This window comes from Pseudomonas putida (assembly GCF_001976065.1).
Lineage (GTDB): Bacteria > Pseudomonadota > Gammaproteobacteria > Pseudomonadales > Pseudomonadaceae > Aquipseudomonas > Aquipseudomonas serbica.
In genome coordinates this window covers 66,718-91,560 of the sequence record NZ_MNAH01000004.1, presented here as the reverse complement: position 1 = coordinate 91,560, position 24,843 = coordinate 66,718, and the positions used below count along the sequence as shown (strand labels likewise).

Below are 24,843 nucleotides of genomic sequence, written 5' to 3'. Positions count from 1 at the left end.
TTTTGCAGTCACCTTAATGGCGGGTGATGAAGCTTTTGTTGCAGCTGTCCTTAAAGTGGGGTGCCGAGCAATACGTTGGAGGGCGAGAACTGCGCCCGTACCGGCTTTCCGCTGGTCAGTTCGCGCGATTGCAAATGCCAGGTCTCGGCCAGGGCGCAGAGCGTCTGGCCGTTAGGCAGGCCGATGCGCACTTCACAGGGGCCGTCTTCGGCATTGAGGATTTCCTCGATGACGCCTTCGAGGCAATTGTGTCCTGGTATTGCTTCGTCGCCGCTGCCCAGCACATCGAGCCACCCGGCCTTGATCAGCGCGACCACTTCGGTGCCGGGTTGCAGGTCCAGGCGTACGGTGCTGTCGTGGGTGATCTGCGCAGCGATGCTCAAGCCTTCGGCCAACTCAAGGCGGACCCGGTCGTTATGGCCTTGGGTTTCAATAGCCACGACCTTGCCGTGTAGCTGATTGCGTGCGCTGGTCCTGAGCATCAGGCGACCGAGCAGGTCAAGGTCGCTGGCATCTTCAGCAGCTTCCAGAACCTGGGCCTGCAACGCCTGCAGCTTTTGATAAAGGCGCAGCACACGCTCGCCTTCGGCGGACAGTTTGGCGCCGCCACCCCCTTTGCCGCCCACACTGCGCTCCACCAGCGGTTTCTGCGCAAGGTTGTTGAGCTCATCGATGGCATCCCAGGCAGCCTTGTAGCTCAGGCCTGCGCTTTTCGCTGCGCGGGTGATCGACCCTTGCTCGGCGATATGTTGCAGCAGGGCAATGCGTTGCGGACGGCGGACAATGTGCTGGGACAACAACGTAGGCAAGGACATGGCAAGACGCTATGGGCTATGACGATGGTGAGGACGTTGGCCGCTCGGGCCCCGCGAGTCAAGTCACGGCGACTCACCAGGCTTGGGTGTTCGCGCCAGGCAATAGACATCGACCCGAGTAGCGCCGGCGTCCATCAGCAGGTGAGCCAGTGCTTGTGTCGTGGCGCCCGTGGTCAGCACGTCATCCACCAGCGCCAGATGGCGACCCTTCACCGATGCGCCGGGCGCCAGGGCGAAGGCGTGGTGCAGGTTCTTTTTGCGGGCCTCGGCGTTCAGGTCTTGTTGCGCGTTGGTGTCCTGGGGCCTTAATAACAGCCGTTCATCGGTAGGAACGCCAAGGCGCTCGCTGAGCCAGCGTGCCAGCATGGCTGCCTGGTTGAACCCTCTTTGGCGCAGGCGTCGGGTAGCCATCGGCACGGGTACCAGCGCGTCGGGCCGTGGGAGGTCGTTATCGAAGTGATGTTGCAGGGATTGAGTCAGAAGTTCGCCGAGCAGGTGGCCAAACGGCCAATTCGAGCTGTGCTTGAACCGGGTAATCAGGCTGTCGATCGGGAAGCTGTAAGTCCAGGGCGCGACCACCCGTTCGAAGGCCGGCGGCTGCTTGAGGCATTGCCCGCACGTCAGGCCGGCAGCGGGCAAGGGCAGGGCGCAGGTCTGGCAGTGATCGCCGAGCCAGGGCAACTCGGTTTCGCAGGCCATGCAAATGGGCGTGGTGCCATCGGCGGGTTCGTCACACAGCAAACAGAGCTGTTTGTTTTTTAACCAGATGTAAACCTGCTTATCGTATCGTGGTTGACAGCGCATGGCTCTTCCTTAAATATGCCGAAACATCTGTGATGCGCCTGTGGAAAATTCCATTTTCCTGGTCGCCTGCCAAAGCATAAAACAAAGGAAACGCCCATGAGCGCCAGCACCTCTGCAACCCTGCGTCATGACTGGTCTTTGGCCGAAGTCAAAGCACTCTTCGTTCAGCCATTCAATGACCTGTTGTTCCAGGCGCAGACGGTGCACCGTGCGCATTTCGACGCCAACCGGGTCCAGGTTTCGACCCTGCTGTCGATCAAAACCGGTGCCTGCCCGGAAGATTGCAAATATTGTCCGCAGTCCGGTCACTACAACACCGGCCTGGAAAAAGAAAAGCTGATGGAAGTGCAGAAAGTCCTCGAGGAGGCTGCGCGCGCCAAGGCCATTGGTACCACCCGGTTTTGCATGGGCGCGGCGTGGAAGCACCCGTCGGCCAAAGACATGCCGTATGTGCTGGAGATGGTCAAAGGCGTAAAGGCCCTGGGCCTGGAAACCTGCATGACACTCGGCCGTCTCGATCAGGACCAGACCGCAGCCCTGGCCGAAGCCGGCCTGGACTACTACAACCACAACCTCGATACCTCGCCAGAGTTCTATGGCAGCATCATCACCACCCGCACCTACAGCGAACGCCTGCAAACCCTGGCCTACGTGCGTGATTCGGGGATGAAGATCTGCTCCGGCGGCATCCTCGGCATGGGCGAGTCCCTCGATGACCGCGCCAATTTGCTCATCCAGTTGGCGAACATGCCAGAGCACCCGGAATCCGTGCCCATCAACCTGCTGGTGAAAGTCGCCGGTACGCCACTGGAAAATGCCGACGACATCGACCCGTTCGATTTCATCCGCATGCTCGCGGTTGCGCGCATCCTGATGCCCAAGTCCCACGTGCGCCTGTCCGCCGGCCGCGAGGCGATGAACGATCAGACCCAGGCCCTGGCGTTCTTCGCCGGTGCCAACTCGATTTTCTACGGCGACAAACTGCTGACCACCGCTAACCCGCAGGCCAACAAGGACATGCAACTGTTCGGGCGCCTGGGGATCCTGCCGGAAGCCCGCGAAGAACACTCCGACGAAGTGCATCAGGCCGCCATCGAACAGGCGCTGGTGGAGCACAAGAGCAGCGAGCAGTTCTATAACGCGGCTGTTTGATCCTTCTGAAGGAATGCAAAACCCTGTGGGAGCGAGCCTGCTCGCGAAAGCTATGTAACAGTCGACATTGATGTTGAATGTGAAGGCCTCTTCGCGAGCAGGCTCGCTCCCACAGTGGAGATGTGTCATTTGATAGTCGAGGCCTGCATGTCTTTCGATCTCGCCGCACGCCTGGCTGCCCGTCGTGCTGAAAATCTCTATCGCCAACGTCCATTGCTCGAAAGCCCGCAAGGCCCGCAAGTGGTGGTGGACGGCCAGCCATTGCTGGCGTTCTGTAACAACGACTACCTGGGCCTGGCCAATCACCCGCAAGTGATCGAAGCCTGGCGCGCGGGAGCCGCCAAGTGGGGCGTGGGTGGCGGGGCCTCGCATCTGGTGATCGGCCATAGCGGCCCGCATCACGCCCTGGAAGAAGCCCTGGCCGACTTCACCGGTCGCCCGCGTGCCCTGCTGTTCACCACTGGCTACATGGCCAATCTCGGTGCGGTCACGGCGCTGGTGGGGCAGGGCGATACGGTGCTCGAAGACCGACTCAATCACGCCTCGTTACTGGACGCCGGGCTGTTGTCTGGCGCACGTTTCAGCCGATATTTGCACAACGACGCGACGAGCCTGGCCAAGCGCCTGGAGAAAGCCACCGGTAATACGCTGGTGGTCACCGATGGCGTGTTCAGCATGGACGGCGACATCGCCGACCTGCCGGCGCTGGCTCGGGAAACCAGGGCCAAGGGTGCGTGGCTGATGGTCGATGACGCGCACGGTTTCGGTCCCCTGGGTGCCCAGGGAGGCGGCAGCGTCGAACATTTCGGCCTGAGCCAGGAAGATGTGCCGGTGCTGGTCGGCACGCTCGGCAAGGCGTTCGGAACCGCGGGTGCCTTTGTGGCCGGCAGCGAAGAGTTGATCGAGAGCCTGATCCAGTTCGCCCGCCCCTACATCTACACCACCAGCCAACCCCCGGCCCTGGCCTGCGCGACCCTGAAAAGCCTGGAGCTGCTGCGCAGCGAGCATTGGCGCCGCGAGCATTTGCAGGCACTGATCCGTCAGTTCCGCCACGGCGCCGAGCAGATCGGCCTGGAGCTGATGAACAGCTTCACGCCGATCCAGCCGATCATGATCGGTGACGCCGGACGCGCAGTGCGCTTGTCGCAGATGCTGCGCGAGCGCGGTTTGATGGTGAGCGCCATACGCCCGCCAACCGTGCCAGCCGGCAGCGCCCGACTGCGCGTGACCCTGACCGCCGCCCATACCGAAGCGCAGGTACAGCTATTGTTGGAGGGACTGGCCGATTGTTATCAACGACTGGGACCGGAGCCTGGCCATGCGTGATCGACTGATTCTGCTACCCGGCTGGGGGCTGGGGATTTCGCCGCTGGAGCCGCTAGCCGCCGCCTTGCAAGGCCTGGACGAACACCTGCGGGTGGACATCGAGCCGCTGCCTGAGCTGGACTCGAGCAATCTCGAACTTTGGCTTGATGAACTTGACGCCAGCCTGCCACAGGACGCCTGGCTGGGCGGCTGGTCGCTGGGTGGCATGCTCGCGTCCGAATTGGCGGCGCGCCGTGGCGACCGTTGCTGCGGCCTGCTGACCCTGGCGAGCAACCCTTCTTTTGTCAGTCATGAACAATGGCCATGGGCGATGCCCAACCAAACGTTCGATGCCTTTCTGGCGGATTGCGCTGCCGATCCGCGCATGACGTTGAAGCGCTTTTCACTGCTCTGTGCCCAAGGTGCCGAAGACCCGCGCGGCTTTTCGAGGCTGTTGTTCGGGGGCGCGCCGCACTCGTCAGAGGCGGTGCTCATGGGTGGCCTGAAGCTGCTCGCACAATTGGACACGCGCCAGGCCCTGCAGGCGTTCCGCGGTCCGCAACTGCACCTGTATGCCGGCCTCGACGGGCTGGTGCCGGCTGAAGCCGCCGAGGCGTTACTGGCGTTGCTGCCGGATGTCGAAATCGGTCTGATTGAACAGGCCGGTCACGCGTTTCTCCTGGAAAATCCCCACGGTGTGGCGGGGGCGATCCAGGCCTTTTTGCATGAGTGCGGCGATGACTGATTTATCTCTTCCCCAACTGCCCGGCGCTTTGCCTGACAAGCGCCAGGTAGCCGCCTCTTTTTCCCGTGCGGCGGCAAGCTACGACAGCGTGGCCGAATTGCAGCGTGATGTCGGCAGCCAATTGCTCCGCCGTTTGCCCGATGATTTCGTGTCAGGGCGATGGCTGGACCTGGGGTGCGGCACCGGGCATTTCAGCCGCGCGCTGGGCGAGCGTTTTCCCGCAGGGCACGGCGTGGCGCTGGACATCGCCGAAGGCATGCTCAACCACGCCAGGCCTTTGGGCGGCGCCACACACTTCATCGCCGGCGACGCCGAGCGAATGCCGTTGCGTGATGGGACGTGCGATCTGATTTTCTCCAGCCTCGCGGTGCAGTGGTGTGCGGACTTCGCTTCGGTACTCAGCGAGGCGCATCGGGTACTCAAACCCGGGGGCGTTTTCGCATTTGCTAGTCTATGCGTAGGCACGTTGTTCGAACTGCGTGACAGCTGGCGTCAGGTGGATGGCATGGTGCACGTCAACCGCTTCCGCGAGTTCGCCGTTTATCAACAGCTTTGCGCAGCCAGCGGCCTGCGGGCGATCAGCCTGGAAAACCGTGCGCATGTGCTGCATTACCCGGATGTGCGCAGCCTGACCCATGAACTCAAGGCGTTGGGGGCACACAACCTGAACCCCGGGCGACCGGGTGGGTTGACCGGTCGGGCGCGGATTCTCGGCCTGGTCGAGGCTTATGAGCAGTTTCGTCAGGCCCAAGGCCTGCCGGCGACTTATCAAGTGGTGTACGCCGTTTTGGAGAAACCCTTATGAGCTCCGCGTATTTCATCACCGGTACCGATACCGATGTCGGAAAAACCACGATTGCCGCCGGCTTGCTGCATGCCGCCCGATCGGCCGGGTTAAGCACGGCAGCGGGCAAGCCGGTAGCCTCTGGCTGTTCGGTGACGCCCAAGGGCCTGCGCAATGCTGACGCGCTGGCGCTTTTGGCGGAGTGCTCGCTGCCCTTGACCTACACCCAGGTCAATCCGCTGGCGCTCGAGCCGGCAATTGCGCCGCACCTGGCCGCGCGCGAGGCCGGCATTGCGTTGACCGTGCAATCGCTGCTCACGCCAATGCGAGAGATACTCGACATGCAGGCTGATTTCACCCTGATCGAGGGTGCTGGAGGCTGGCGCGTGCCATTGGCAGACCAGGACAACCTGTCGGACCTGGCCAAGGCGCTGGGCCTGCCGGTCATCCTCGTGGTCGGTGTGCGCCTGGGCTGCATCAACCACGCGTTGCTGACGGCCGAGGCGATTGCCCGGGACGGTTTGCAGTTGGCGGGATGGGTGGCGAATATCATCGACCCGAAGACCGCACGCCTGGAAGAGAACCTCGCCACCCTCGCCGAGCGGCTCCCGGCGCCATGCCTGGGGCGAGTGCCGAAGCTCAAGATGGTCACGGCTGAAGCGGTAGCAGAGCACCTGGAACTGGATCTCCTGGACTAGGTATCTGGCTATGACGCGGCACTGTGCCATTAGTGTTTTTGACGGGCCATTCCCCGGTAAGTCTGCTTCAATGAGTGTTGATGACTCTTTGCAAGGACGAGCGCTTCCATGGAAATCTCGGGAAATACCGCTTTTTATGCCGGTTTGAGCACTGTTCAGACGGGGCAGAACCGTGTCGATCAAGCCGCCGGCCAAATTGCCAACACCACGATCGAGCGTTCGGTGACCAGCCAGTCTTCCGAAGCCCAGGCCGATCGCCTGCGTTCGGTCGACCGCAGCCAGCAGTCGGACCTCGTGAGCCACAATCTCGCAATGGCTGAAGGCAGGTTTGGGGTGGAGTTGGGCACTAAAGTCGCCAAGGCTTCTGATGAAATGCTCGGCACCCTGATCGACACCTACGCCTGAACTCACGCTGAAAGCGCACCGTCTGACGGGTACGCTTTCAGCGTGAGTCCTGCTATCCAATACTTTCTCGCGCTGCGCGTTGCTCAGGCCAACGGCGTCAGGCCCGCGTGCGCGCTGATTGGTCATGGAATGACGAATGGCAAAAGATCGGTACTTGACAAGATTTAGGCGTAAACGTATGTTTCAAACAACTGTTTGATCGTTTCGACAACGGTCGCTCATTCCCGGTTACATCAGCAGAGGTTTATCGCTATGCCTGACTACAAGGCCCCCTTGCGTGATATTCGCTTCGTTCGTGACGAACTGCTCGGCTACGAAGCGCACTATCAGAGCCTTCCGGCTTGTGCAGACGCAACTCCAGACATGGTTAGCGCCATTCTTGAAGAAGGCGCCAAGTTTTGTGAGCAGGTGCTGGCTCCTCTGAACCGTGTGGGCGATACCGAAGGCTGCACCTGGAGCGAGTCCGGTGTTAAGACCCCGACTGGCTTCAAAGAAGCGTACAAGCAATTCGTCGAAGGCGGCTGGCCGAGCCTGGCCCACGACGTAGAGCACGGCGGCCAGGGCCTGCCTGAGTCCCTGGGGCTGGCGGTCAGCGAAATGGTTGGCGAAGCCAACTGGTCGTGGGGTATGTACCCGGGCCTGTCCCACGGCGCGATGAACACTATTTCCGAGCACGGTACGCCTGAGCAACAAGAGGCTTACCTGACCAAGCTGGTATCCGGCGAATGGACCGGCACCATGTGCCTGACCGAACCGCACTGCGGTACCGACCTCGGCATGCTGCGCACCAAGGCCGAGCCTCAGGCCGACGGTTCCTACAAAGTCTCCGGCACCAAGATCTTCATCTCGGCCGGTGAACACGACATGGCCGACAACATCGTCCACATCGTGCTGGCGCGCCTGCCGGATGCGCCGGCTGGCACCAAAGGCATTTCGCTGTTCATCGTGCCGAAGTTCCTACCGAACGCCGACGGTTCGATCGGTGCGCGTAACGCGGTGTCCTGTGGTTCCCTGGAACACAAGATGGGCATCCACGGCAACGCCACTTGCGTGATGAACTTCGACGCGGCAACCGGTTACCTGATCGGCCCGGCGAACAAAGGCCTGAACTGCATGTTCACCTTCATGAACACCGCTCGCCTGGGTACCGCGCTGCAAGGTCTGGCCCACGCCGAAATCGGCTTCCAGGGTGGCTTGAAATACGCTCGCGATCGCCTGCAAATGCGCTCGCTGACCGGCCCGAAAGCACCGGACAAAGCCGCTGACCCGATCATCGTGCACCCGGATGTACGTCGCATGCTGTTGACCATGAAGGCGTTCGCCGAAGGCAACCGCGCGATGGTCTACTTCACCGCCAAGCAAGTCGACATCGTCAAGTACGGCGTGGACGAAGAAGAGAAGAAGAAGGCCGATGCCCTGCTGGCGTTCATGACGCCAATCGCCAAGGCCTTCATGACCGAAGTCGGTTTCGAGTCCGCCAACCATGGCGTGCAGATCTACGGCGGCCACGGCTTCATCGCCGAGTGGGGCATGGAGCAGAACGTTCGCGACAGCCGTATTTCGATGCTGTACGAAGGCACCACCGGTATCCAGGCACTCGACCTGCTGGGCCGTAAAGTGCTGATGACTCAAGGCGAGGCCCTCAAGGGGTTCACCAAGATCGTCCACAAGTTCTGCCAGACCAACGAAGGCAACGAAGCCGTCAAGGAATTCGTCGCACCGCTGGCTGCGCTGAACAAGGAATGGGGCGAGCTGACCATGAAGGTCGGCATGGCTGCCATGAAGGATCGCGAAGAAGTTGGCGCGGCCTCCGTGGATTACCTGATGTACTCCGGTTACGCCTGCCTGGCCTACTTCTGGGCTGACATGGCGCGCCTGGCTGCCGAGAAACTGGCTGCCGGCACTTCCGAAGAGGCGTTCTACACCGCCAAGCTGCAGACTGCACGCTTCTACTTCCAGCGCATCCTGCCGCGTACCCGTACTCACGTTGCAACCATGCTGTCGGGCGCCAACAACCTGATGGACATGAAAGAAGAAGATTTCGCGCTGGGCTACTAAGTCCCGACGCGTTTCTCCAAAGCCGCTGTTCCTTCGGGAATGGCGGCTTTTTTGTGCCGCCGACGACGCTGTTTTGAAAATACCTCGGTAATTGGCTAAGAAAGTCCGGGTTTCTGCCGTTACAGTTATGGGCACATTGCCATCACTGATATGACGGGTCGGAGCCTTACCCTTGCCGCGTTCTTCCCCTGCACGTGTGAGTCACTTTTTGCCATCACTGCTGCTGTTGCTGGCGGGGCTAGCGGCTGCCTACGTCAGGGAGCTGAACGTTTTCTTCACGTCGCTGTTCCAGGTGCTTCCTACCTTGGTGCTGTTGCTCGGCGGTGCCTATTGTGCGGTTTACCGACGCCAGCGTGAGCTGTTTCTGATGGTCACGGTGTACATCGCCTACTTCCTGCTCGACACCCAGACCGATTACTACCGCGACCACGGCAAGGTGCGCGAAGACGCTGCAGTGGTTTTTCATCTATGTTGCCTGCTGTTGCCGTTGCTGTTCGGCGTGTTCGCCGCGTGGCAGGAACGTACGCATCTGTTCCAGGACATGGTTGCCCGTTTTGCTGTGCTGCTGGCCGTTGGCAGCGTGGCATTGGCCCTTGAACAAAGTTACCCACAGGTGTTGCTGGTGTGGCTGGCGGAGATTCGCTGGCCTGCCTTGCACGGCGCCTGGATGAGCCTGATCCAATTGTCCTATCCGGTGTTCATCGCCGCATTCCTGCTGCTGGCCTACCAGTATTGGCGCCACCCAAGGCCCCTGCATGCTGCGCAGCTGGTGGGGTTGCTCGGCCTGTTCTGGATGTTGCCGAAAACCTTCATCCTGCCCTTCACCCTGAACATCATGTGCAGCCAGGTGATGCTGATGATCGCCGCCGCCGTTGCCCATGAGGCCTATCAGATGGCTTTCCGTGACGAACTCACCGGACTGCCGGGACGCCGTGCATTGAATGAGCGGATGCAGCGCCTGGGACGCAACTATGTGTTGGCCATGAGTGACGTCGATCACTTCAAGAAATTCAACGACACCCACGGGCACGACGTGGGGGACCAGGTGCTGCGACTGGTCGCCAGCAAGCTGTCGAAAATCGGCGGCGGCGGTAAGGCGTATCGCTACGGCGGTGAGGAATTCGCCCTGGTGTTTGCAGGCAAGACCTTGGACGAGTGCCTGCCGCACCTGGAGGTCATTCGCGAGGCGATCGCCACCTACAACATTCATCTGCGCAATCAGGACAGTCGTCCTCAGGATGACAATCAGGGCCGCCAGCGTCGCGCAGGCGCCAGTGCCTCGAGTGTATCGGTGACGGTCAGCATCGGCGTTGCCGAACGGGTGGAGCAACGCGCGCCCGAGCAAGTGCTCAAGTCCGCGGACCAGGCGCTCTACAGCGCCAAGGGCGCCGGGCGCAACTGCGTCATGGCGTTCGGACAGAACCGCCGTGGCGCCGTGCGCATGGACGCCGCTACGGTTGAGTGATAACGGCGCATTCAGCGTCTGGACTGTAATTGTGAAGGGGTGGGATGCGGCAGTAGGTTTGAGTCATCTGCTGCCGGAGAAATGACCATGCCCGACTACAAGGCTCCCCTGCGCGACATGCGCTTTCTGATTGACCACGTCTTCGATTTTCACAGCAACTACGCAGCCCTCGGCGCCACCGATGCCAGCCCGGACATGATCGATGCGATCCTCGAAGAGGGCGCAAGATTCTGTGAGAACGTGCTGTCACCACTCAACCGCAGTGGCGACGAAGAGGGCTGCCATTTCAACAACGGCGAGGTCACCACGCCTGCAGGCTTCAAGCAGGCTTTCGCCCAATACGTCGAAGGTGGCTGGCATGGACTGGCAGCTGATCCGGCGTATGGCGGCCAGGGTCTGCCCAGTTCACTGGGGCTGGTCATCAGCGAAATGGTGGGTTCCAGCAACACGTCCTGGGGCATGTATCCGGGGCTGACCCACGGCGCCATGTCGGCGATCCACGCCCATGGTACGCAGGAGCAGAAAAACACCTACCTGAGCAAACTCACCGCCGGCCAATGGACCGGCACCATGTGCCTGACCGAAGCCCATTGCGGCACCGACCTGGGCATCATCAAGACCCGCGCCGTGCCCCAGGCCGACGGCAGCTACGCGATCACCGGCAGCAAGATCTTCATCTCCGCCGGCGAGCACGACCTGAGCGCCAACATCATTCACCTGGTGTTGGCGAAGCTGCCGGATGCGCCGGCCGGGACCAAAGGCATTTCGCTGTTCATCGTGCCCAAGTGCCTGCCCGATGCCCAGGGTGAAGCGGGCGAACGCAATGGCGTTTCCTGCGGCTCCATCGAGCACAAGATGGGAATCAAGGCCTCGGCCACCTGCGTGCTGAACTTCGACGGGGCCAAGGGCTTCTTGATCGGGGAAGCGAACAAAGGCCTCAACTGCATGTTCACCATGATGAACCACGCGCGGCTTGGCACCGGCATGCAGGGGTTGTGTCTGGGCGAAGCAAGTTTCCAGGGCGCGATCAAGTACGCCAACGACCGTTTGCAGATGCGCGCGCTGACAGGTCCCAAGGCTCCGGAAAAAGCCGCTGACCCGATCATTGTGCATCCGGACGTGCGCCGTATGTTGCTGACCATGAAAGCCTTCAACGAAGGCAACCGCGCACTGACTTACTTCACTGCGCAATTACTCGACGTTGCGCACCTTAGCGCGGATGCAACGGCGCGCCAGGACGCCGAAGACCTGTTGGCCTTCCTGACGCCAATCTGCAAAGCCTTCATGACCGAGACCGGGCTGGAAGTGACCAACCATGGCATGCAGGTGTTCGGAGGCCATGGTTTCATTCGTGAATGGGGTATGGAACAACTGGTTCGTGACTGTCGCATCGCGCCGATCTATGAGGGCACCAACGGCATCCAGGCGCTGGACCTGCTCGGGCGCAAAGTCCTCGGCAGCCAGGGCAAGCTGCTGCGTGGCTTCACCAGAATCGTCCACAAGTTCTGTGCGGCGAACGCCGGGCATCCACAGTTGGCCAGTTATGTGGCGCAACTCAACGAGCTCAATCAGCAGTGGGGCGAACTGACTACCAAAGTCGGCATGGCCGCCCTGAGAAATCCAGATGAAGTGGGCGCCGCGTCTGTGGATTACCTGATGTACAGCGGTTACATCATCCTCGGCTATTTGTGGTTGCGCATGGCGCTGGTGGCTCAGGCGCAGCTGGATTCGGGCAGCGGTGATGCCGGTTATTTCCAGGGTAAGCTCGCCACCAGCGAGTTTTATTTCAAGCGTTTGCTGCCGCGCACTGCCGCTCATCGGGCAGCGATAGAGGCAGGCAGTGATTGCCTGATGAAGCTGCCAGCGGAGTTGTTCGCGCTTTAAATCGGACTAGTCTGCAAGAGATCACAGCCTTCGGCAGCGCCCACAGGGAAACGCATTCCTCCGTTGGCGCTGGCGAAGGCTGCGATCTATTTTCTGGTGACTAAAAATTACAAATCGGTCACGCGATGACCCTATGTGTCGCAAAAGTTGTTGGGTTACACTCGGACCCAACGAAACATCATTCCTACGATTCACCTGTTTAGATCTTGCGAGGTTTGCCATGGCTGACTACAAAGCGCCCCTGCGCGATATGCGCTTCGTCCTCAATGAAGTGTTCGAGGTCGCCAAACTCTGGGCCGAGCTGCCAGCACTGGCCGAGACTGTTGATGCAGAAACCGTCGAAGCCATTCTCGAAGAAGCCGGCAAGGTCACCAGCAAAAGCATCGCGCCCCTGAGCCGTGCCGCTGACGAAGAAGGTTGCCACTGGGCGGACGGCGCAGTCACCACGCCGGCTGGTTTCCCACAGGCTTACCAGACCTACGCCGAAGGCGGATGGGTTGGCGTCGGTGGCGATCCGGCCTACGGCGGCATGGGCATGCCCAAAGCCGTTTCGGCCCAGGTTGAAGAAATGGTCAACTCGGCCAGCCTGTCGTTCGGCCTGTACCCGATGCTCACCGCTGGCGCCTGCCTGTCGATCAACGCCCACGCCAGCGAAGAGCTGAAGGCCGCTTACCTGCCGAACATGTACGCCGGCGTCTGGGCCGGTTCCATGTGCCTGACCGAGCCCCACGCCGGTACCGACCTGGGGATTATCCGCACCAAGGCCGAGCCTCAGGCCGACGGGTCCTATAAGGTCAGCGGCACCAAGATCTTCATCACCGGCGGCGAACACGACCTGACCGAGAACATCATTCACCTGGTGCTGGCCAAGCTGCCGGACGCACCGGCCGGGCCAAAAGGCATTTCGCTGTTCCTGGTGCCCAAGTTCATGGTCAATGCCGACGGCAGCCTGGGCGCGCGCAACCCGGCCAACTGCGGCTCGATCGAACACAAGATGGGCATCCAGGCTTCCGCGACCTGCGTGATGAACTTCGACGAAGCCGTGGGTTACCTGGTCGGCGAGCCGAACAAGGGCCTGGCGGCGATGTTCACCATGATGAACTACGAGCGTTTGGGTGTCGGTATCCAGGGCCTGGCCACCGGCGAGCGCTCGTATCAGAACGCTGTTGAATACGCTCGTGATCGTCTGCAAAGCCGTTCGCCAACCGGCGCGCAGAACAAGGACAAAGTGGCTGACCCGATCATCGTCCACCCGGACGTGCGTCGCATGCTGCTGACCATGAAAGCTTCGAACGAAGGCGGTCGTGCGTTTTCCACTTACGTGGCCATGCAACTGGACACCGCCAAGTTCAGCGAAGACGCCACCACTCGTAAACGCGCGGAAGACCTGGTGGCCTTGCTGACCCCGGTGGCCAAGGCATTCCTGACCGATCTCGGCCTGGAAACCACGGTGCACGGCCAGCAGGTATTTGGCGGTCACGGTTACATCCGTGAGTGGGGCCAGGAGCAACTGGTGCGTGACGTGCGCATCACCCAGATCTACGAAGGCACCAACGGCATCCAGGCGCTGGACCTGGTCGGGCGCAAGATCGTTGGCAGCGGCGGGGCGTTCTACAACTTGTTTGCCGACGAGATTCGTCACTTCACCGCAACAGCCAGCGCTGATCTGGCGGAGTTCACCAAGCCGCTGAATGACGCCGTCACCACCCTCGACGAACTGACTGCATGGCTGCTGGATCGGGCCAAATCCAACCCGAATGAAATCGGTGCGGCGTCGGTCGAGTACCTGCAAACCTTTGGTTACGTCGCTTACGCCTACATGTGGGCGCTGATGGCCAAGGCCGCCTTGGGTAAAGAAACCCAGGACGATTTCTATGCCAGCAAACTGGGCACCGCACGTTTCTACTTCGCCCGCTTGCTGCCGCGCATTCACTCGTTGAGCGCGTCGGTGAAGGCCGGTAGCGAATCGCTGTTTCTGCTGGATGCCGGGCAATTCTGACGATATAACCTGATGTAAGCATTCTCTTACATGCCGTGCTGCTGTTCTCCCATAGCTTGAAATTGGATCCACAGCTAATCTACTTCTCATGGACGTAGCGCAGGAAGCGCAAAGTAACAACACGGACACGTAGGATTCTGCCAGGAAGGTGGAGTGAAATGGATGTCAGGGAAACAGTCTGCAAAGCCCCGCTTCGGCGGGGTTTTCTTTTGTCTCGAGAAAAGTATTCAGCCCAGGCCATCCAGTATCGGCGGGCTATTCAGCCGCTCATCCGGCCCATTGATCACCTCCTCCAGTAACGTGCGCAGCAAGGCCAGCGAGGCCTGTTGCCGTTGCACATCGCGACAGACCAACCCGACTTTCAGCGGCACCCGCGGTTCGCTCAGGGGTTTCCACAACAATTGCTGATTGCCGTGGGTCTTCTGCGAGCGTCCGGGCAGCACCGTCGCCAGTCGCGTGTGCGGCAGGCTGTCGAGAATACCGGCCATGTTGTTCAGCTCAGCCTGTACCTGCGGACGTCGTCCCAGGCTGGCCAGTTGCGCCTGCCAGATCTGCCGTATCTGAAACTCTTCGCCCAGTAGCAACATCGGCAATTCGGCGGCCTGGCTCATGGAGACTTTCTTGAATTCGCGCAATGGATGGTCGGCCGGGATGACCAGCGTCAGTTCATCTTCGTACAACATCACCCCATGCAGGCCCGGCTGACGAGGGGGCAGGTAGCCGATGCCAATGTCCAGCGAACCATTCAGCAGGCGTCGTTCGATTTCCAGCCCGGTCAGTTCATAGATCTGCACCACCAGATGGGGCTGCGCCTTACGCACCCGCTCAAGCATTTGTGGCACCAGGCTGGTGTGCACGGTTTGCAGCACACCAATGGCCAGGGTGCGCAGCGCATGCCCCTTGAAATTGCCCAATGCTTCGCGCGCCCGTTGCAGGCCGTCGAGCAAGGGCAGGGCATGGTTGTACAGCGTATGGGCCGCCAGGGTCGGCAACAGGCGTTTGCTGCTGCGTTCGAACAGGCTTACATCGAGGTTTTGTTCGAGGTGACGAATCTGCTGCGACAGTGCCGGCTGGGAAATCGACAGCCGCTCGGCAGCCCGGCCCACATGACCCTCTTCATAGACCGCGACGAAATAACGCAGTTGCTTGAAATCCATAAGTAATACTTATCGAAAATACTGGGAAATCGAAATGGCTCATCGCCTTGTGTAGCCCTAGTCTAACCGCATTCACAAGGCTTACAGGGCCCCGGAACGCGATGAACACGCCTTGCCTCGATGGCATTTGCATAGGTAACGCAAAAAATCTTCTGCGAGGGTTGAACCGATGAATCTGTTCAGCCTGCGTCGACATTCGCCAAGCCTCGATGATTTGCTGGCGGGCAATGGCTTTCCGGTCAGGGACGACAATCTTTGCAGCGAGTACCTGATGCCCAGTGTCGATCGGCCCAAGCAGGTGTTTGTCCGTGGCCAGGGTTCCTGGTTGTGGGACAGCGATGACCGTGCCTATCTGGATTTCTCCCAGGGCGGTGGCGCCAACAGTCTCGGTCACAGTCCCAAGACGTTGGTCAGTGCCATTACCGCGCAGGCGCAAGCGCTGATCAATCCCGGTTTCGGCCTGCATAATCGCGGCATGCTCAACCTTGCCGAGCGCCTGTGTGCCAGCACTGGCAGCGACCAGGCGTATCTGCTCAACAGCGGCAGCGAGGCCTGTGAGGCGGCGATCAAGCTGGCGCGCAAATGGGGGCAACGGCATCGCGGCGGCGCTTCGCGGATCATCGTCGCCCATCAGGCTTGCCATGGCCGTAGCCTGGGGACGATTTCGGCGTCGGACGGTTCGACCCTGGTCAACCGTTTCGAGCCACAGCTGCCTGGCTTCAGCCGCGTTCCCTTCAATGATCTCGCGGCACTGCACGCGGCGGTGGATGAACGGACCGTGGCGATCATGCTCGAGCCGATCCAGAGCGAAGCCGGGGTGATCGCGGCCACTGCACATTACCTCAAAGGGGTCGAGCGCCTATGTCGCGAGCTGGGCATCCTGCTGATCTTCGACGAAGTGCAAACCGGTGTCGGGCGTTGTGGCAGCTTGCTGGCTGAACAGTCCTATGGCGTGCGGGCCGATATTGTCGTGCTCGGCAAAGGGCTTGGCGGTGGTGTGCCGGTGGCGGCGCTGCTGGCGCGGGGCAAGGCCTGCTGCTTGGAAACGGGCGAAATGAGCGGCACCCATCATGGCAATGCGCTGCTGACCGCCGCCGGCCTGGCGGTGCTCGACAGCGTTCAGGACAAGGGCTTTCTCGAGCACGTCGGAGACATGGCCCAGCACCTGCGTGAAGGGCTGCAGCGTTTGTCCCACCGCTATGGACACGGCGAACTGCGCGGGCAAGGGCTGCTCTGGGGGCTGACCCTGTCCGACGACTCGGCCGACGCCGTGGTCAAGGCCGCGTTGTACGAAGGCCTGTTGCTCGATGCGCCGCAAGCCAACTGCCTGCGTTTCACCCCGGCGCTGACGGTAAGCAAAGCCAACATCGATGAAATGCTGCTGCGCCTGGCCCGCGCCTTCTCCCGCGTGCGTACCGCGCAGCTGCAATGCCGCAAAGGGATCGCCGTCTGAGCGGGCCCCTCGAATTCCCGAACCGTCTCGCGGTATAACGCACGCCCCACGCCTGATTCTTTTGGCGTGGGGCGTTTTTTTTGCGGCGGCACATCGTTCAGAAACATGGCCTGGCTACACTGGCCGTATAAATCGAGCTGAACCCTGACCAACGGTATGGGTCGATTGGATATGGGCTCACGTGAGCCCACCTCAATCAGGAGCTGCTTGCATGGACTTTATCCGCATCATCATCGCCATTCTGTTACCGCCACTGGGTGTTTTTCTGCAAGTGGGATTCGGCGGAGCGTTCTGGCTGAACATTCTGCTGACGCTGTGTGGCTACATTCCAGGGATCGTGCATGCGGTGTACATCATCGCCAAGCGGTAAGCGTTTCAGTTTTCGAACGCCATGACCCGCCGATAGAACAACCATTCCTGTTCCAGCGCATGGGCCTGGTTATCGGCTTTGCGAAAGCCGTGGCGTTCGTCCGCGTAGTAATGGGCTTGGACCAGAATGCCGTTGTGCTGCAGGGCCTCGACCATGTCACGGGTCTGCTGCGGCACCACCACGGCATCCAGTTCTCCTTGAAAGAAGATGACCGGCACGCGAATGTTGCCGGCATGCAGTAACGGCGTGCGGGCGGCGTAGCGTTCGGCATCCTGCTGCGGATCACCGATCAGCCAGTCCAGGTAGTCCCCTTCGAACTTGTGCGTCGCCCGACCCAGCGCCACAGGGTCGCTGACCCCATAAAGGCTGGCACCGGCACGGAACACCTGATGGAACGCCAGCGCGCACAGCGCCGTGTAGCCACCCGCGCTGCCACCGCGAATGAAGGCTTTGTCGCCATCGATCAAGCCACGTTCGGCGAGATGGCTGACCACTGCGCAAGCGTCTTCGACATCAACTTCGCCCCAGCGCAAATGCAAGGCCTGTCGATAGTCCCGGCCGTAACCGCTGCTGCCACGATAGTTGAGATCGGCCACGGCGAAACCGCGTTGCGCCCAATATTGGATGCGCGGATCGAGCATCGGATAACACGCCGAGGTCGGGCCGCCATGGATGAACACCACCAATGGCGGTTTCGCTTCGCCGGTCATCGCCGGGTAGAAAAAACCGTGGGCTTCACCCGCGCCGCTTGGATAGCGCAGGGTTTGCGGACGACTGATTTGCTCGGCAGGCAGCGGTGCGATACCGCCGGCGAGGACTTTCACCTGGCGGGTCTGGCGATCGATGGCGATCACCGCCGATGAACTGACGGGGGACGCCGCGATGCAGTATATGAACTGCTCATCCATGGCAAGGTGACGGAAGCGACTGTAGTCGCCGGTAAAGTCGTCGCACGCGGCAGCGCACAGCCCCAGTCGGCCGAAACCGCCTTCGGTCCAGCTGGCCAGGTAGCTGCCCTCGCTCAGTGGCAGCCAGGTGCAACCGCCCAGTTGCCAGGGCGCCGGGCCGTGGTCGGCGGCGGCGCTGGGCAATGGCGTCAGGCCGTCGACCGATTCCACCCAAGGCTGCCAGTAACCAGCGCGATCGGTCAGGCAGTACAGGCGGCCATTGCCGTCGAAGCGCGGTTGCTGCAGCGATTCTTGCGCCTGGTCTCCTGCCACGCAGGAGGTCGCCGCATAAGCACCATCAGCCTGGCGATGGGCGACCATCAAGCGGGTTGCGGTCCATGGCTGATTCGGGCGACTCCACTCGATCCAGGCCAGTCGCTGCCCATCGAGACTCAAGGTCGGTGCGGCGTAGAAATCCGCACCTTCGGCCAGCAAATGCCGTGTGCCATCCGCCAGGTCGATCGCCACCAGGCGGTGTTCATTGCGGTTTTCCTCGACGGCCAGCACCTGGCCATTGGCGAACTGTAAGTCGCCGTATCGACATACGCCTGACGTCAGCACTTCGGGCGTCTCGCCTGGCAATGATTGGCGATACAACTGCTGATTGGCCTCATTGACGAATACCACGCCGTCGTCGGTCAGGCAAAACGCACCACCGCCATATTCGTACACCCGACTGCGCACACTGAACGGGGGAGGTGTCAGGCAATAGGCCGCGCCATCACGCCATTGCCAGATCCGGCACGCGGCATCCTCCGGGCGGTATTCGTTCCAGAACAAACCATGGGCGCCGACCTGCAGTTCGGCAAAATCGATGCCTGCCGCGACGGCGTTGGCGGCGCTGAAAGGTTCAGCTTTTGGCGATGAGGCGTGAGTTTCGTTCATTGCGAAAGGCCAGTTGTTCAATGGTCTGGGTCGCGTGCTCCGCCTCTTCGCGGGCCTTGAGGATCACGCCGTGTTGAGGCGACTTGCTGCACACCGGGTCGGCATTGCTCGCGTCCCCCGTGAGCATGAACGCCTGGCAGCGACAGCCGCCGAAGTCCTTTTCCTTCTCGTCGCATGAGCGGCACGGCTCGGGCATCCAGTCGTAACCACGAAAGCGGTTGAAGCCGAACGAGTCGTACCAGATGTGCTGCATGCTGTGATCGCGTACGTTGGGAAACTGCACGGGCAGCTGTCGGGCGCCATGACAGGGGAGCGCGGTTCCGTCCGGCGTGACTGTCAGAAAAATACTGCCCCAGCCATTCATGCAGGCTTTAGGGCGTTCTTCGTAGTAGTCCGGCGTCACGAAAATCAGCTTGCACGGATGCCCTTCGGCTTCCAGCTTGGCGCGGTACTCGTTGGTGATGCGTTCAGCGCGCACCAGTTGCTCTTTGGTCGGCAATAGCCCGACTCGATTGAGCTGCGCCCAGCCGTAGAACTGGCAGGTGGCGAGTTCGACGAAGTCCGCCTCAAGGGCGATGCACAGCTCGATGATGCGGTCGATCTTGTCGATGTTGTGCCGATGGGTGACGAAGTTAAGCACCATCGGATAGCCATGGGCTTTGACGGCGCGGGCCATTTCCAGCTTTTGCGCGAAGGCTTTTTTCGAGCCCGCCAGCAGGTTGTTCACCTGCTCGTCACTGGCCTGGAAACTGATCTGGATGTGATCGAGACCGGCCTTCTTGAAGTCGCCGATTTTCTGCTCGGTCAGGCCGATGCCGGAGGTGATCAGGTTGGTGTAGAACCCCAGCTTGCGCGCCTCGGCGATCAACTCGGCCAGGTCCTGGCGCACCAGTGGCTCGCCGCCGGAAAAACCCAGCTGCGCCGCGCCCATTTCCCGGGCTTCGCGCAATACTTTGATCCAGTGCTCAGTGCTCAGCTCTTTGCCCTGCTCGGCGAAATCCAGCGGATTGGAGCAATATGGGCATTGCAGCGGGCAGCGATAGGTCAGCTCGGCGAGCAGCCACAACGGCAGGCCAACCTCGGGCTGGGGCGGCAGATCAGTCAAGGGTGATCCAGTGCTGCGCACGGGCAACCTCCATGAATTGCTCGATGTCGTCCGCGAGTTCGGGCACGCCCGGGAACTGCGTGTCGAGCTCGTTGATGATCGCGGCGACATCACGCTCGCCGTCGATCAAACCGCCGATCAGCGCGGCGCTTTCATTGAGTTTGATCATGCCTTCAGGGTACAGCAGCACGTGGCCTTTCTGCGCCGGTTCGTACTGGAAACGGTAGCCGGGGCGCCAGGTCGGGGTCTTGCTGCGATCGAAACTCATAGGGTGATTCCTTTGTGCCAGACCCGCTCACCGGTCACGCTGTGATAGGGCGGGCGATTGAGTTCGTAGGCCATGCTCATGGCATCGAGCATGCTCCAAAGAATGTCCAGTTTGAACTGGAGAATTTCCAGCATGCGTTCCTGGCCTTCCCGGGTTTTATAGTGCTCGAGGGTGATGGCCAGGCCGTGCTCGACATCGCGCCGTGCCTGACCCAGGCGTGTGCGGAAATATTCGTAGCCGGCGGGGTCGATCCACGGGTAATGCTGCGGCCAACTGTCCAGGCGCGACTGGTGGATCTGCGGGGCGAACAGCTCCGTCAGCGAGCTGCTGGCGGCCTCCTGCCAACTGGCCCGGCGGGCGAAGTTGACGTAGGCGTCGACGGCGAATCGCACGCCGGGCAGCACCAGTTCCTGGGAGCGCAGTTGGTCCGGGTCGAGACCGACGGCCTGGCCCAGGCGCAGCCAGGCTTCGATGCCGCCGTCTTCACCGGGAGCGCCGTCGTGGTCCAGCAGGCGTTGAATCCACTCGCGGCGGATCTCGCGGTCCGGGCAGTTGGCCAGGATCGCCGCATCCTTCAGCGGAATATTCACCTGATAGTAAAAGCGGTTGGCAACCCAGCCCTGGATTTGCTCGCGGGTCGCCCGGCCTTCGTACATCGCCACGTGGTACGGGTGGTAGATGTGGTAGTAGGCGCCCTTGGCGCGCAGGGCGGCTTCGAATTCGGTGGGGGACATCGGGGTGTCGGTCATTGCGGGTCTCCGGAGTACAACCGGTGGATTCTGTGGTGCCTGGTTGGACGTCTTCGCGAGCAAGCCCGCTCCCACATTGGAATGCGGTCAACTGCAGGAGCTGGCTTGCCAGCGAAGGGGTCATCAGTTACAGCACAATACTCATGCCGTCATACGCCACTTCAACTTCGCGCCGATCCAGCTCGGCACGCTGCGGCGAATCCTCATCGAGAATCGGGTTGGTGTTGTTGATGTGGATGAGGACCTTGCGCTGTCTTGGCAGTTGCTCCAGCACTTCGAGCATGCCACCAGGACCGTTCTGCGCCAGATGGCCCATCTCCCGACCGGTACGGGTGCCTACGCCACGGCGCTGCATTTCATCGTCGTCCCACAGGGTGCCATCGACCAACAGGCAATCGCTATCAGCCATGATCTCCAGCAGCGGCGCGTCGACTTTGCCCAGGCCCGGGGCATAGAACAGTTTGCCACCGGTGTTGAGGTCTTCGACGATCAGGCCGATGTTGTCGCCCGGATGCGGGTCGAAGCGATGCGGCGAGTAGGGCGGGGCGGCGCTTCGCAGGGGCAGCGGGGTGAAGCGCAGGTTCGGGCAGGCGGGAATGCTGAAGCTCTGGTCGAGCTCGATGCGGTTCCAGCTCAGGCCACCGTTCCAGTGGGTCAGCATGTTGAACAGCGGAAAACCGGTGCTCAGGTCTTCATGGACCATGTCGGTGCACCAGACCTGATGCGGGCAACCCTCGCGCAGGCTGAGCAGGCCGGTGGTGTGGTCGATCTGGCTGTCCATCAGGATGATTGCGCTGATCCCGGTATCACGCAGTGCTCGCCCCGGTTGCATGGGCGCGAAGCTTTGCAGTTGGGCACGGATGTCCGGGGAGGTATTGCACAGCACCCAGTTCACGCCGTCATCGGAAATCGCGATGGAGGATTGAGTGCGCGCCTCGGCCCGCAGGCTGCCGTTGCGAAAACCCGCGCAGTTCTCGCAATTGCAGTTCCACTGTGGAAAACCACCGCCAGCGGCGGAACCTAGGATCTGGACAAACATGGGCGCTCCATCATTTCAACGCTGAAAATAAAACGCCTCGGATAACCGAGGCGTTGTGCTGCATTCTGCCAGGGCAGAGATCAGCGGCTTGCGAAGTACATGGTGACTTCGAAGCCGATACGCAGGTCGGTGTAAGCCGGTTTGGTCCAGGCCATCGTTTGAACTCCTTCAGGTAGGGTTGGACAGCGCTATCTATATGTATAGTCCACCTCCAGTCAGAGATGTTCCAAATAGTTAGGCTGCTATGTTACTCAAAATTTCACAAGAATTGCCCGTGAAACTTTGAAAAAGCTCCTTACCGTCTGGGTAATGATCATTTTGTCGCTTGCCAAGGTGCGCCGGGTGCCGGGCTGTTCGCCAAGCAGCGCCAGCCGCCTTCTGCCCGGTTCAAATGCTGGACAGCCGCCAGCAGCGCGGCGCGGTCGGTCAACAGAATGGCCTGGGGCAATTGCGTCAGATAATCCGACGGGCGGCCGACCAGTTTGCCCTGCCAGAGCAATTCGGCGGCCTGGTTTGTCGTCAGGGCAGCGCTGGAAAACTGCTCCACCAAGGCTTGGCGTTGGGTAATGAAGGCGCTCTCGTCGAGGGTCTGGATCAACGTCGGCAACTCGCTCAGGAACTGTTCGATGTGCTGCAAGAGCTGGGCAGTGACCACGTTTGGTGATTGCACACCGAACAACAGCCCAGTTTGCCCGTGAACCTGTCGCAGGGCGCTGAACACCGCGTAACCCAATTGCAACTCCACCCGCAGGCGCTGATAGAACGGCGTCTGACAGACATGGGCAAGCAACCGCCAGGCGGCTTCGTCAGCCAGTTCCAGGGTGGCTGTCGGGCAGAACAACAGCAGCGCGTGTTCGCTGGAGTCGGTTTCTACGATGCTCCACAGGTGTTGCGAGGGCATTGACGAAGCCGGTGCCTGTTGCGTCTCCGCAGTACCCGGCACTCGACTCAACGCCAGGCCCATGGCCGCTTGCGTTTGGGCAGAAAAACCGCACGCCAGGCCGGTCCAGCGAGCACCCGACCACAGTTGCGCCAGGTTGTCCGATTCGGCCGATTGTTCCAGGCAGAGATCGGGCAGCATCTTGAGTAACTGTCGAATCGGCATCAAGGCCGGGCGGGCCGGTGATGGCTGTGACAGCGCTGCTTCAGGCTGGCTCAGCAGGTTCAGCGCGTGTTCGAGGATGGTCGACATCGGTGCCTGCAGGCCGGTCATTTTCAGCAGCCATTGATTGCCCGATGCGCCGAAGGAAAAGTCCACGCCAGCCTCTCCGGCGTCTTCGCGCAACGCTTGCAGGTTGTTTTCCAGGCGCGATTGCAGGCTGGCGCCGGGTGCCCCCTCGAGGCGCCAGCGCAGGTAAAGCGCCGCTTCAGCGCCGGTATCCGGCAAGGCCTGGCTGAACTGCATCGGTGAGCGTTCGCGACGGCTGCGTGAGCGGTCTTGTGCAAAGGTGCGCAGGCCCCGGTGAGCGCTGGTTTGTCCGCGAATCAAGCCGGCGCCAGAAGGCGAAGGTTCGGTGTGCAGGAACGGATTGGGTGCGGGGAGCTGCCACGGGCCAGCGAAGTTATCCACAGCGCCGATTTTTTCCAGAATGACCTTGAGGGCAGCAACACCGGCGTCGGATAAGCCTGCTTCGCGCTCTTCGCTGTCCTGCCGGGCCAGTTGCAAGGCGCTGCCTGGCTGGCGCTGGCGCAGCGCCGCGTATTCTTCGCGCAGCCCGCGCCAGTCTTGCCGGGCGAAAAAGCCCAGCCAGTCCTGCAACTGTTCGCCAATTCCGGTCGCCGGGGCATTGGCGGCCAGTGTGAACTCAATGTGCAGCAAGGCTTGCCCGGCGAACTGGTACAGGGGGTGCGCCTTGAGGTTTTCAACTCTGCCCTGTTTGCGCAGTTCAGCCAGCAGCCCACCGGGTTTTGCGGTGTTCAGCCAATGGCACAGAAAACCCAGCGCTTCGGCGGATGAGTCGGGCAGTGCTTCAAGGGCAAACAGCAGGTCCAGCCGATGCTCGCCGACCTGTTGATAACTATTGTCCGCCCCAGCCATCAGCGGCGTCGGGGCTTGTTGCGGGATCTTCTCGCCCTTGGCAATGACGTTGCCAAATGCTTCGGCCAACTGCCGCAACTCATCAAGGCTCTGGGGGCCGGCAAGGCTCAAGGTCATTTGTCCGGTCTGGTAATAGCGCTGGAAAAAATCCTGCAAGGCTTGCTGGAACTCGGATAACGGCACCGGCAGGCTGTCGCGGTTGCCTGCATGAAAACCGCGCAATGGATGAGCGTCGCTAAGCCCGCCCAGCAAAGCCAGTTGCTGCTGCGCCGCAGCATCCTGCGACCAGGCGATGAATTCCGCCTGCAGCACCTCCCGTTCCCGGTGTTGGTCGTCCAGGTCCATGCGTGGATGGGCGAGCATGTCTGCCAGCCGCTCCAGGCCCTCGGCAAATGCCTGCAGTGGCAACTCGAAAAAGTAATCGGTGGTGCGCTCGCAGGTTTGTGCATTTACCTGGCCGCCGTGGCGCTGGACGAAAGCCATCAGCCCCTGGTCGGCGGCAAAACGCTCGGTACCGAGAAACAGCAGGTGCTCAAGAAAGTGCGCCAGGCCCGGCCAGGCCAACGGCACGTCATGGCTGCCAGCGGCAACCCGCAACGCCGCCGCACAGCGCTTCAAATCCGGGGCATGACGCAGCGTCACCCGCAAGCCGTTGGCCAGGGTTTCAGTGTGGGGGCGAGGGGGATTCAGCGCAGGCATGAGCACTTCCAGGACAGAG

The 24,843-nt window shown here is 61.2% G+C and carries 22 protein-coding genes; 12 read left to right on the top strand and 10 right to left on the bottom strand.

What is annotated here, in order from left to right; translation table 11 throughout:
* Positions 1 to 50: 50 nt before the first annotated feature.
* Positions 51 to 815: a TOBE domain-containing protein gene (locus BKX96_RS15625; protein WP_077184604.1), complete on the bottom strand. Its 765-nt coding sequence runs from the start codon at positions 813 to 815 to the stop codon at positions 51 to 53.
* Positions 816 to 878: 63 nt separating this feature from the next.
* Positions 879 to 1,619, bottom strand: a complete 741-nt coding sequence (locus BKX96_RS15620) for a ComFC family protein (RefSeq protein ID WP_077184602.1) — start codon at positions 1,617 to 1,619, stop codon at positions 879 to 881.
* Positions 1,620 to 1,715: 96 nt separating this feature from the next.
* Between BKX96_RS15620 and bioB the strand changes: the two genes are divergently transcribed.
* From bioB to BKX96_RS15570, 10 genes are all read left to right on the top strand, one after another.
* Positions 1,716 to 2,771 carry a biotin synthase BioB gene (gene bioB / locus BKX96_RS15615; protein ID WP_046818219.1) on the top strand — a complete coding sequence of 352 codons (1,056 nt, stop codon included), beginning with the start codon at positions 1,716 to 1,718 and terminating at the stop codon, positions 2,769 to 2,771.
* 147 nt (positions 2,772 to 2,918) lie between these two features.
* Positions 2,919 to 4,097 carry an 8-amino-7-oxononanoate synthase gene (gene bioF / locus BKX96_RS15610; protein WP_077184600.1) on the top strand — a complete coding sequence of 393 codons (1,179 nt, stop codon included), beginning with the start codon at positions 2,919 to 2,921 and terminating at the stop codon, positions 4,095 to 4,097.
* Entirely contained in the window at positions 4,090 to 4,821 is a 732-nt protein-coding gene (locus BKX96_RS15605) for an alpha/beta fold hydrolase (protein ID WP_077184598.1), read from the top strand. Before bioF ends, BKX96_RS15605 begins: the two co-directional genes overlap by 8 nt.
* Complete coding sequence (bioC, locus tag BKX96_RS15600; RefSeq protein ID WP_077184595.1) at positions 4,814 to 5,626, top strand: malonyl-ACP O-methyltransferase BioC; 813 nt, start codon at positions 4,814 to 4,816, stop codon at positions 5,624 to 5,626. Before BKX96_RS15605 ends, bioC begins: the two co-directional genes overlap by 8 nt.
* Complete coding sequence (gene bioD / locus BKX96_RS15595) at positions 5,623 to 6,303, top strand: dethiobiotin synthase (RefSeq protein ID WP_046818215.1); 681 nt, start codon at positions 5,623 to 5,625, stop codon at positions 6,301 to 6,303. The genes bioC and bioD overlap by 4 nt, the downstream gene beginning before the upstream one ends.
* Positions 6,304 to 6,411: 108 nt before the next feature.
* Positions 6,412 to 6,708, top strand: coding sequence for a pyrroloquinoline quinone biosynthesis protein PqqE (locus BKX96_RS15590; protein ID WP_077184592.1), 297 nt, complete (start codon positions 6,412 to 6,414; stop codon positions 6,706 to 6,708).
* Between the two features lie 252 nt (positions 6,709 to 6,960).
* Positions 6,961 to 8,766: a phenylacyl-CoA dehydrogenase gene (locus BKX96_RS15585; protein WP_046818213.1), complete on the top strand. Its 1,806-nt coding sequence runs from the start codon at positions 6,961 to 6,963 to the stop codon at positions 8,764 to 8,766.
* Positions 8,767 to 8,938: 172 nt separating this feature from the next.
* Entirely contained in the window at positions 8,939 to 10,231 is a 1,293-nt protein-coding gene (locus BKX96_RS15580; RefSeq protein WP_046818212.1) for a GGDEF domain-containing protein, read from the top strand.
* An 87-nt stretch (positions 10,232 to 10,318) separates the two neighbouring features.
* Complete coding sequence (locus BKX96_RS15575; RefSeq protein ID WP_077184590.1) at positions 10,319 to 12,115, top strand: acyl-CoA dehydrogenase C-terminal domain-containing protein; 1,797 nt, start codon at positions 10,319 to 10,321, stop codon at positions 12,113 to 12,115.
* Positions 12,116 to 12,335: 220 nt separating this feature from the next.
* Complete coding sequence (locus BKX96_RS15570) at positions 12,336 to 14,114, top strand: acyl-CoA dehydrogenase C-terminal domain-containing protein (protein ID WP_077184587.1); 1,779 nt, start codon at positions 12,336 to 12,338, stop codon at positions 14,112 to 14,114.
* Positions 14,115 to 14,341: 227 nt separating this feature from the next.
* On the opposite strand, the gene BKX96_RS15565 is transcribed toward BKX96_RS15570, so the two are convergent.
* On the bottom strand, positions 14,342 to 15,271 hold the full coding sequence (locus BKX96_RS15565) for a LysR family transcriptional regulator (RefSeq protein WP_046818209.1): 930 nt from the start codon (positions 15,269 to 15,271) through the stop codon (positions 14,342 to 14,344).
* Between the two features lie 169 nt (positions 15,272 to 15,440).
* Here BKX96_RS15565 and BKX96_RS15560 point away from each other — a divergent pair, with 169 nt between their 5' ends.
* Together BKX96_RS15560 and BKX96_RS15555 are read left to right on the top strand one after the other, a co-directional pair.
* Positions 15,441 to 16,724, top strand: a complete 1,284-nt coding sequence (locus tag BKX96_RS15560; RefSeq protein WP_077184585.1) for an aspartate aminotransferase family protein — start codon at positions 15,441 to 15,443, stop codon at positions 16,722 to 16,724.
* Positions 16,725 to 16,935: 211 nt separating this feature from the next.
* Positions 16,936 to 17,094: a YqaE/Pmp3 family membrane protein gene (locus BKX96_RS15555; protein WP_003228885.1), complete on the top strand. Its 159-nt coding sequence runs from the start codon at positions 16,936 to 16,938 to the stop codon at positions 17,092 to 17,094.
* Positions 17,095 to 17,099: 5 nt separating this feature from the next.
* Here the strand turns inward: BKX96_RS15555 and BKX96_RS15550 are convergent, their stop codons facing one another.
* The 7 genes from BKX96_RS15550 to pqqF all read right to left on the bottom strand — a co-directional run bounded on the left by BKX96_RS15550 (position 17,100) and on the right by pqqF (position 24,824).
* The gene (locus BKX96_RS15550) at positions 17,100 to 18,926 is read right to left on the bottom strand and encodes a S9 family peptidase (protein ID WP_077184582.1); all 1,827 of its coding nucleotides are present in this window, start codon (positions 18,924 to 18,926) and stop codon (positions 17,100 to 17,102) included.
* Complete coding sequence (gene pqqE / locus BKX96_RS15545; RefSeq protein ID WP_410454535.1) at positions 18,892 to 20,031, bottom strand: pyrroloquinoline quinone biosynthesis protein PqqE; 1,140 nt, start codon at positions 20,029 to 20,031, stop codon at positions 18,892 to 18,894. Before pqqE ends, BKX96_RS15550 begins: the two co-directional genes overlap by 35 nt.
* Positions 20,024 to 20,299 (bottom strand): pyrroloquinoline quinone biosynthesis peptide chaperone PqqD, encoded by a 276-nt coding sequence (gene pqqD, locus BKX96_RS15540; protein ID WP_046818205.1) that lies wholly within the window; start codon positions 20,297 to 20,299, stop codon positions 20,024 to 20,026. Before pqqD ends, pqqE begins: the two co-directional genes overlap by 8 nt.
* Positions 20,296 to 21,048 (bottom strand): pyrroloquinoline-quinone synthase PqqC, encoded by a 753-nt coding sequence (gene pqqC, locus BKX96_RS15535; RefSeq protein ID WP_046818204.1) that lies wholly within the window; start codon positions 21,046 to 21,048, stop codon positions 20,296 to 20,298. The genes pqqD and pqqC overlap by 4 nt, the downstream gene beginning before the upstream one ends.
* Before the next feature lie 127 nt (positions 21,049 to 21,175).
* Complete coding sequence (pqqB, locus tag BKX96_RS15530; protein ID WP_077184578.1) at positions 21,176 to 22,087, bottom strand: pyrroloquinoline quinone biosynthesis protein PqqB; 912 nt, start codon at positions 22,085 to 22,087, stop codon at positions 21,176 to 21,178.
* Between the two features lie 80 nt (positions 22,088 to 22,167).
* The gene (gene pqqA / locus BKX96_RS15525; protein WP_003444522.1) at positions 22,168 to 22,242 is read right to left on the bottom strand and encodes a pyrroloquinoline quinone precursor peptide PqqA; all 75 of its coding nucleotides are present in this window, start codon (positions 22,240 to 22,242) and stop codon (positions 22,168 to 22,170) included.
* A gap of 158 nt (positions 22,243 to 22,400) precedes the next feature.
* Positions 22,401 to 24,824, bottom strand: a complete 2,424-nt coding sequence (pqqF, locus tag BKX96_RS15520) for a pyrroloquinoline quinone biosynthesis protein PqqF (RefSeq protein ID WP_077184576.1) — start codon at positions 24,822 to 24,824, stop codon at positions 22,401 to 22,403.
* Positions 24,825 to 24,843 lie beyond the last annotated feature (19 nt).

Excerpts from the sequence above, each read along its gene's own strand:
- bioC (WP_077184595.1), top strand. The coding sequence starts at position 4,814 with ATGACTGATTTATCTCTTCCCCAACTGCCCGGCGCTTTGCCTGACAAG.
- pqqC (WP_046818204.1), bottom strand. The coding sequence starts at position 21,048 with ATGACCGACACCCCGATGTCCCCCACCGAATTCGAAGCCGCCCTGCGC.
- pqqB (WP_077184578.1), bottom strand. The coding sequence starts at position 22,087 with ATGTTTGTCCAGATCCTAGGTTCCGCCGCTGGCGGTGGTTTTCCACAG.
- BKX96_RS15560 (WP_077184585.1), top strand. The coding sequence starts at position 15,441 with ATGAATCTGTTCAGCCTGCGTCGACATTCGCCAAGCCTCGATGATTTG.
- bioD (WP_046818215.1), top strand. The coding sequence starts at position 5,623 with ATGAGCTCCGCGTATTTCATCACCGGTACCGATACCGATGTCGGAAAA.
- BKX96_RS15555 (WP_003228885.1), top strand. The coding sequence starts at position 16,936 with ATGGACTTTATCCGCATCATCATCGCCATTCTGTTACCGCCACTGGGT.
- BKX96_RS15625 (WP_077184604.1), bottom strand. The coding sequence starts at position 815 with ATGTCCTTGCCTACGTTGTTGTCCCAGCACATTGTCCGCCGTCCGCAA.
- BKX96_RS15570 (WP_077184587.1), top strand. The coding sequence starts at position 12,336 with ATGGCTGACTACAAAGCGCCCCTGCGCGATATGCGCTTCGTCCTCAAT.
- BKX96_RS15590 (WP_077184592.1), top strand. The coding sequence starts at position 6,412 with ATGGAAATCTCGGGAAATACCGCTTTTTATGCCGGTTTGAGCACTGTT.
- pqqD (WP_046818205.1), bottom strand. The coding sequence starts at position 20,299 with ATGAGTTTCGATCGCAGCAAGACCCCGACCTGGCGCCCCGGCTACCGT.
- BKX96_RS15585 (WP_046818213.1), top strand. The coding sequence starts at position 6,961 with ATGCCTGACTACAAGGCCCCCTTGCGTGATATTCGCTTCGTTCGTGAC.
- BKX96_RS15575 (WP_077184590.1), top strand. The coding sequence starts at position 10,319 with ATGCCCGACTACAAGGCTCCCCTGCGCGACATGCGCTTTCTGATTGAC.
- pqqF (WP_077184576.1), bottom strand. The coding sequence starts at position 24,824 with ATGCCTGCGCTGAATCCCCCTCGCCCCCACACTGAAACCCTGGCCAAC.
- BKX96_RS15605 (WP_077184598.1), top strand. The coding sequence starts at position 4,090 with ATGCGTGATCGACTGATTCTGCTACCCGGCTGGGGGCTGGGGATTTCG.
- bioF (WP_077184600.1), top strand. The coding sequence starts at position 2,919 with ATGTCTTTCGATCTCGCCGCACGCCTGGCTGCCCGTCGTGCTGAAAAT.
- bioB (WP_046818219.1), top strand. The coding sequence starts at position 1,716 with ATGAGCGCCAGCACCTCTGCAACCCTGCGTCATGACTGGTCTTTGGCC.
- BKX96_RS15550 (WP_077184582.1), bottom strand. The coding sequence starts at position 18,926 with ATGAACGAAACTCACGCCTCATCGCCAAAAGCTGAACCTTTCAGCGCC.
- BKX96_RS15565 (WP_046818209.1), bottom strand. The coding sequence starts at position 15,271 with ATGGATTTCAAGCAACTGCGTTATTTCGTCGCGGTCTATGAAGAGGGT.
- BKX96_RS15620 (WP_077184602.1), bottom strand. The coding sequence starts at position 1,619 with ATGCGCTGTCAACCACGATACGATAAGCAGGTTTACATCTGGTTAAAA.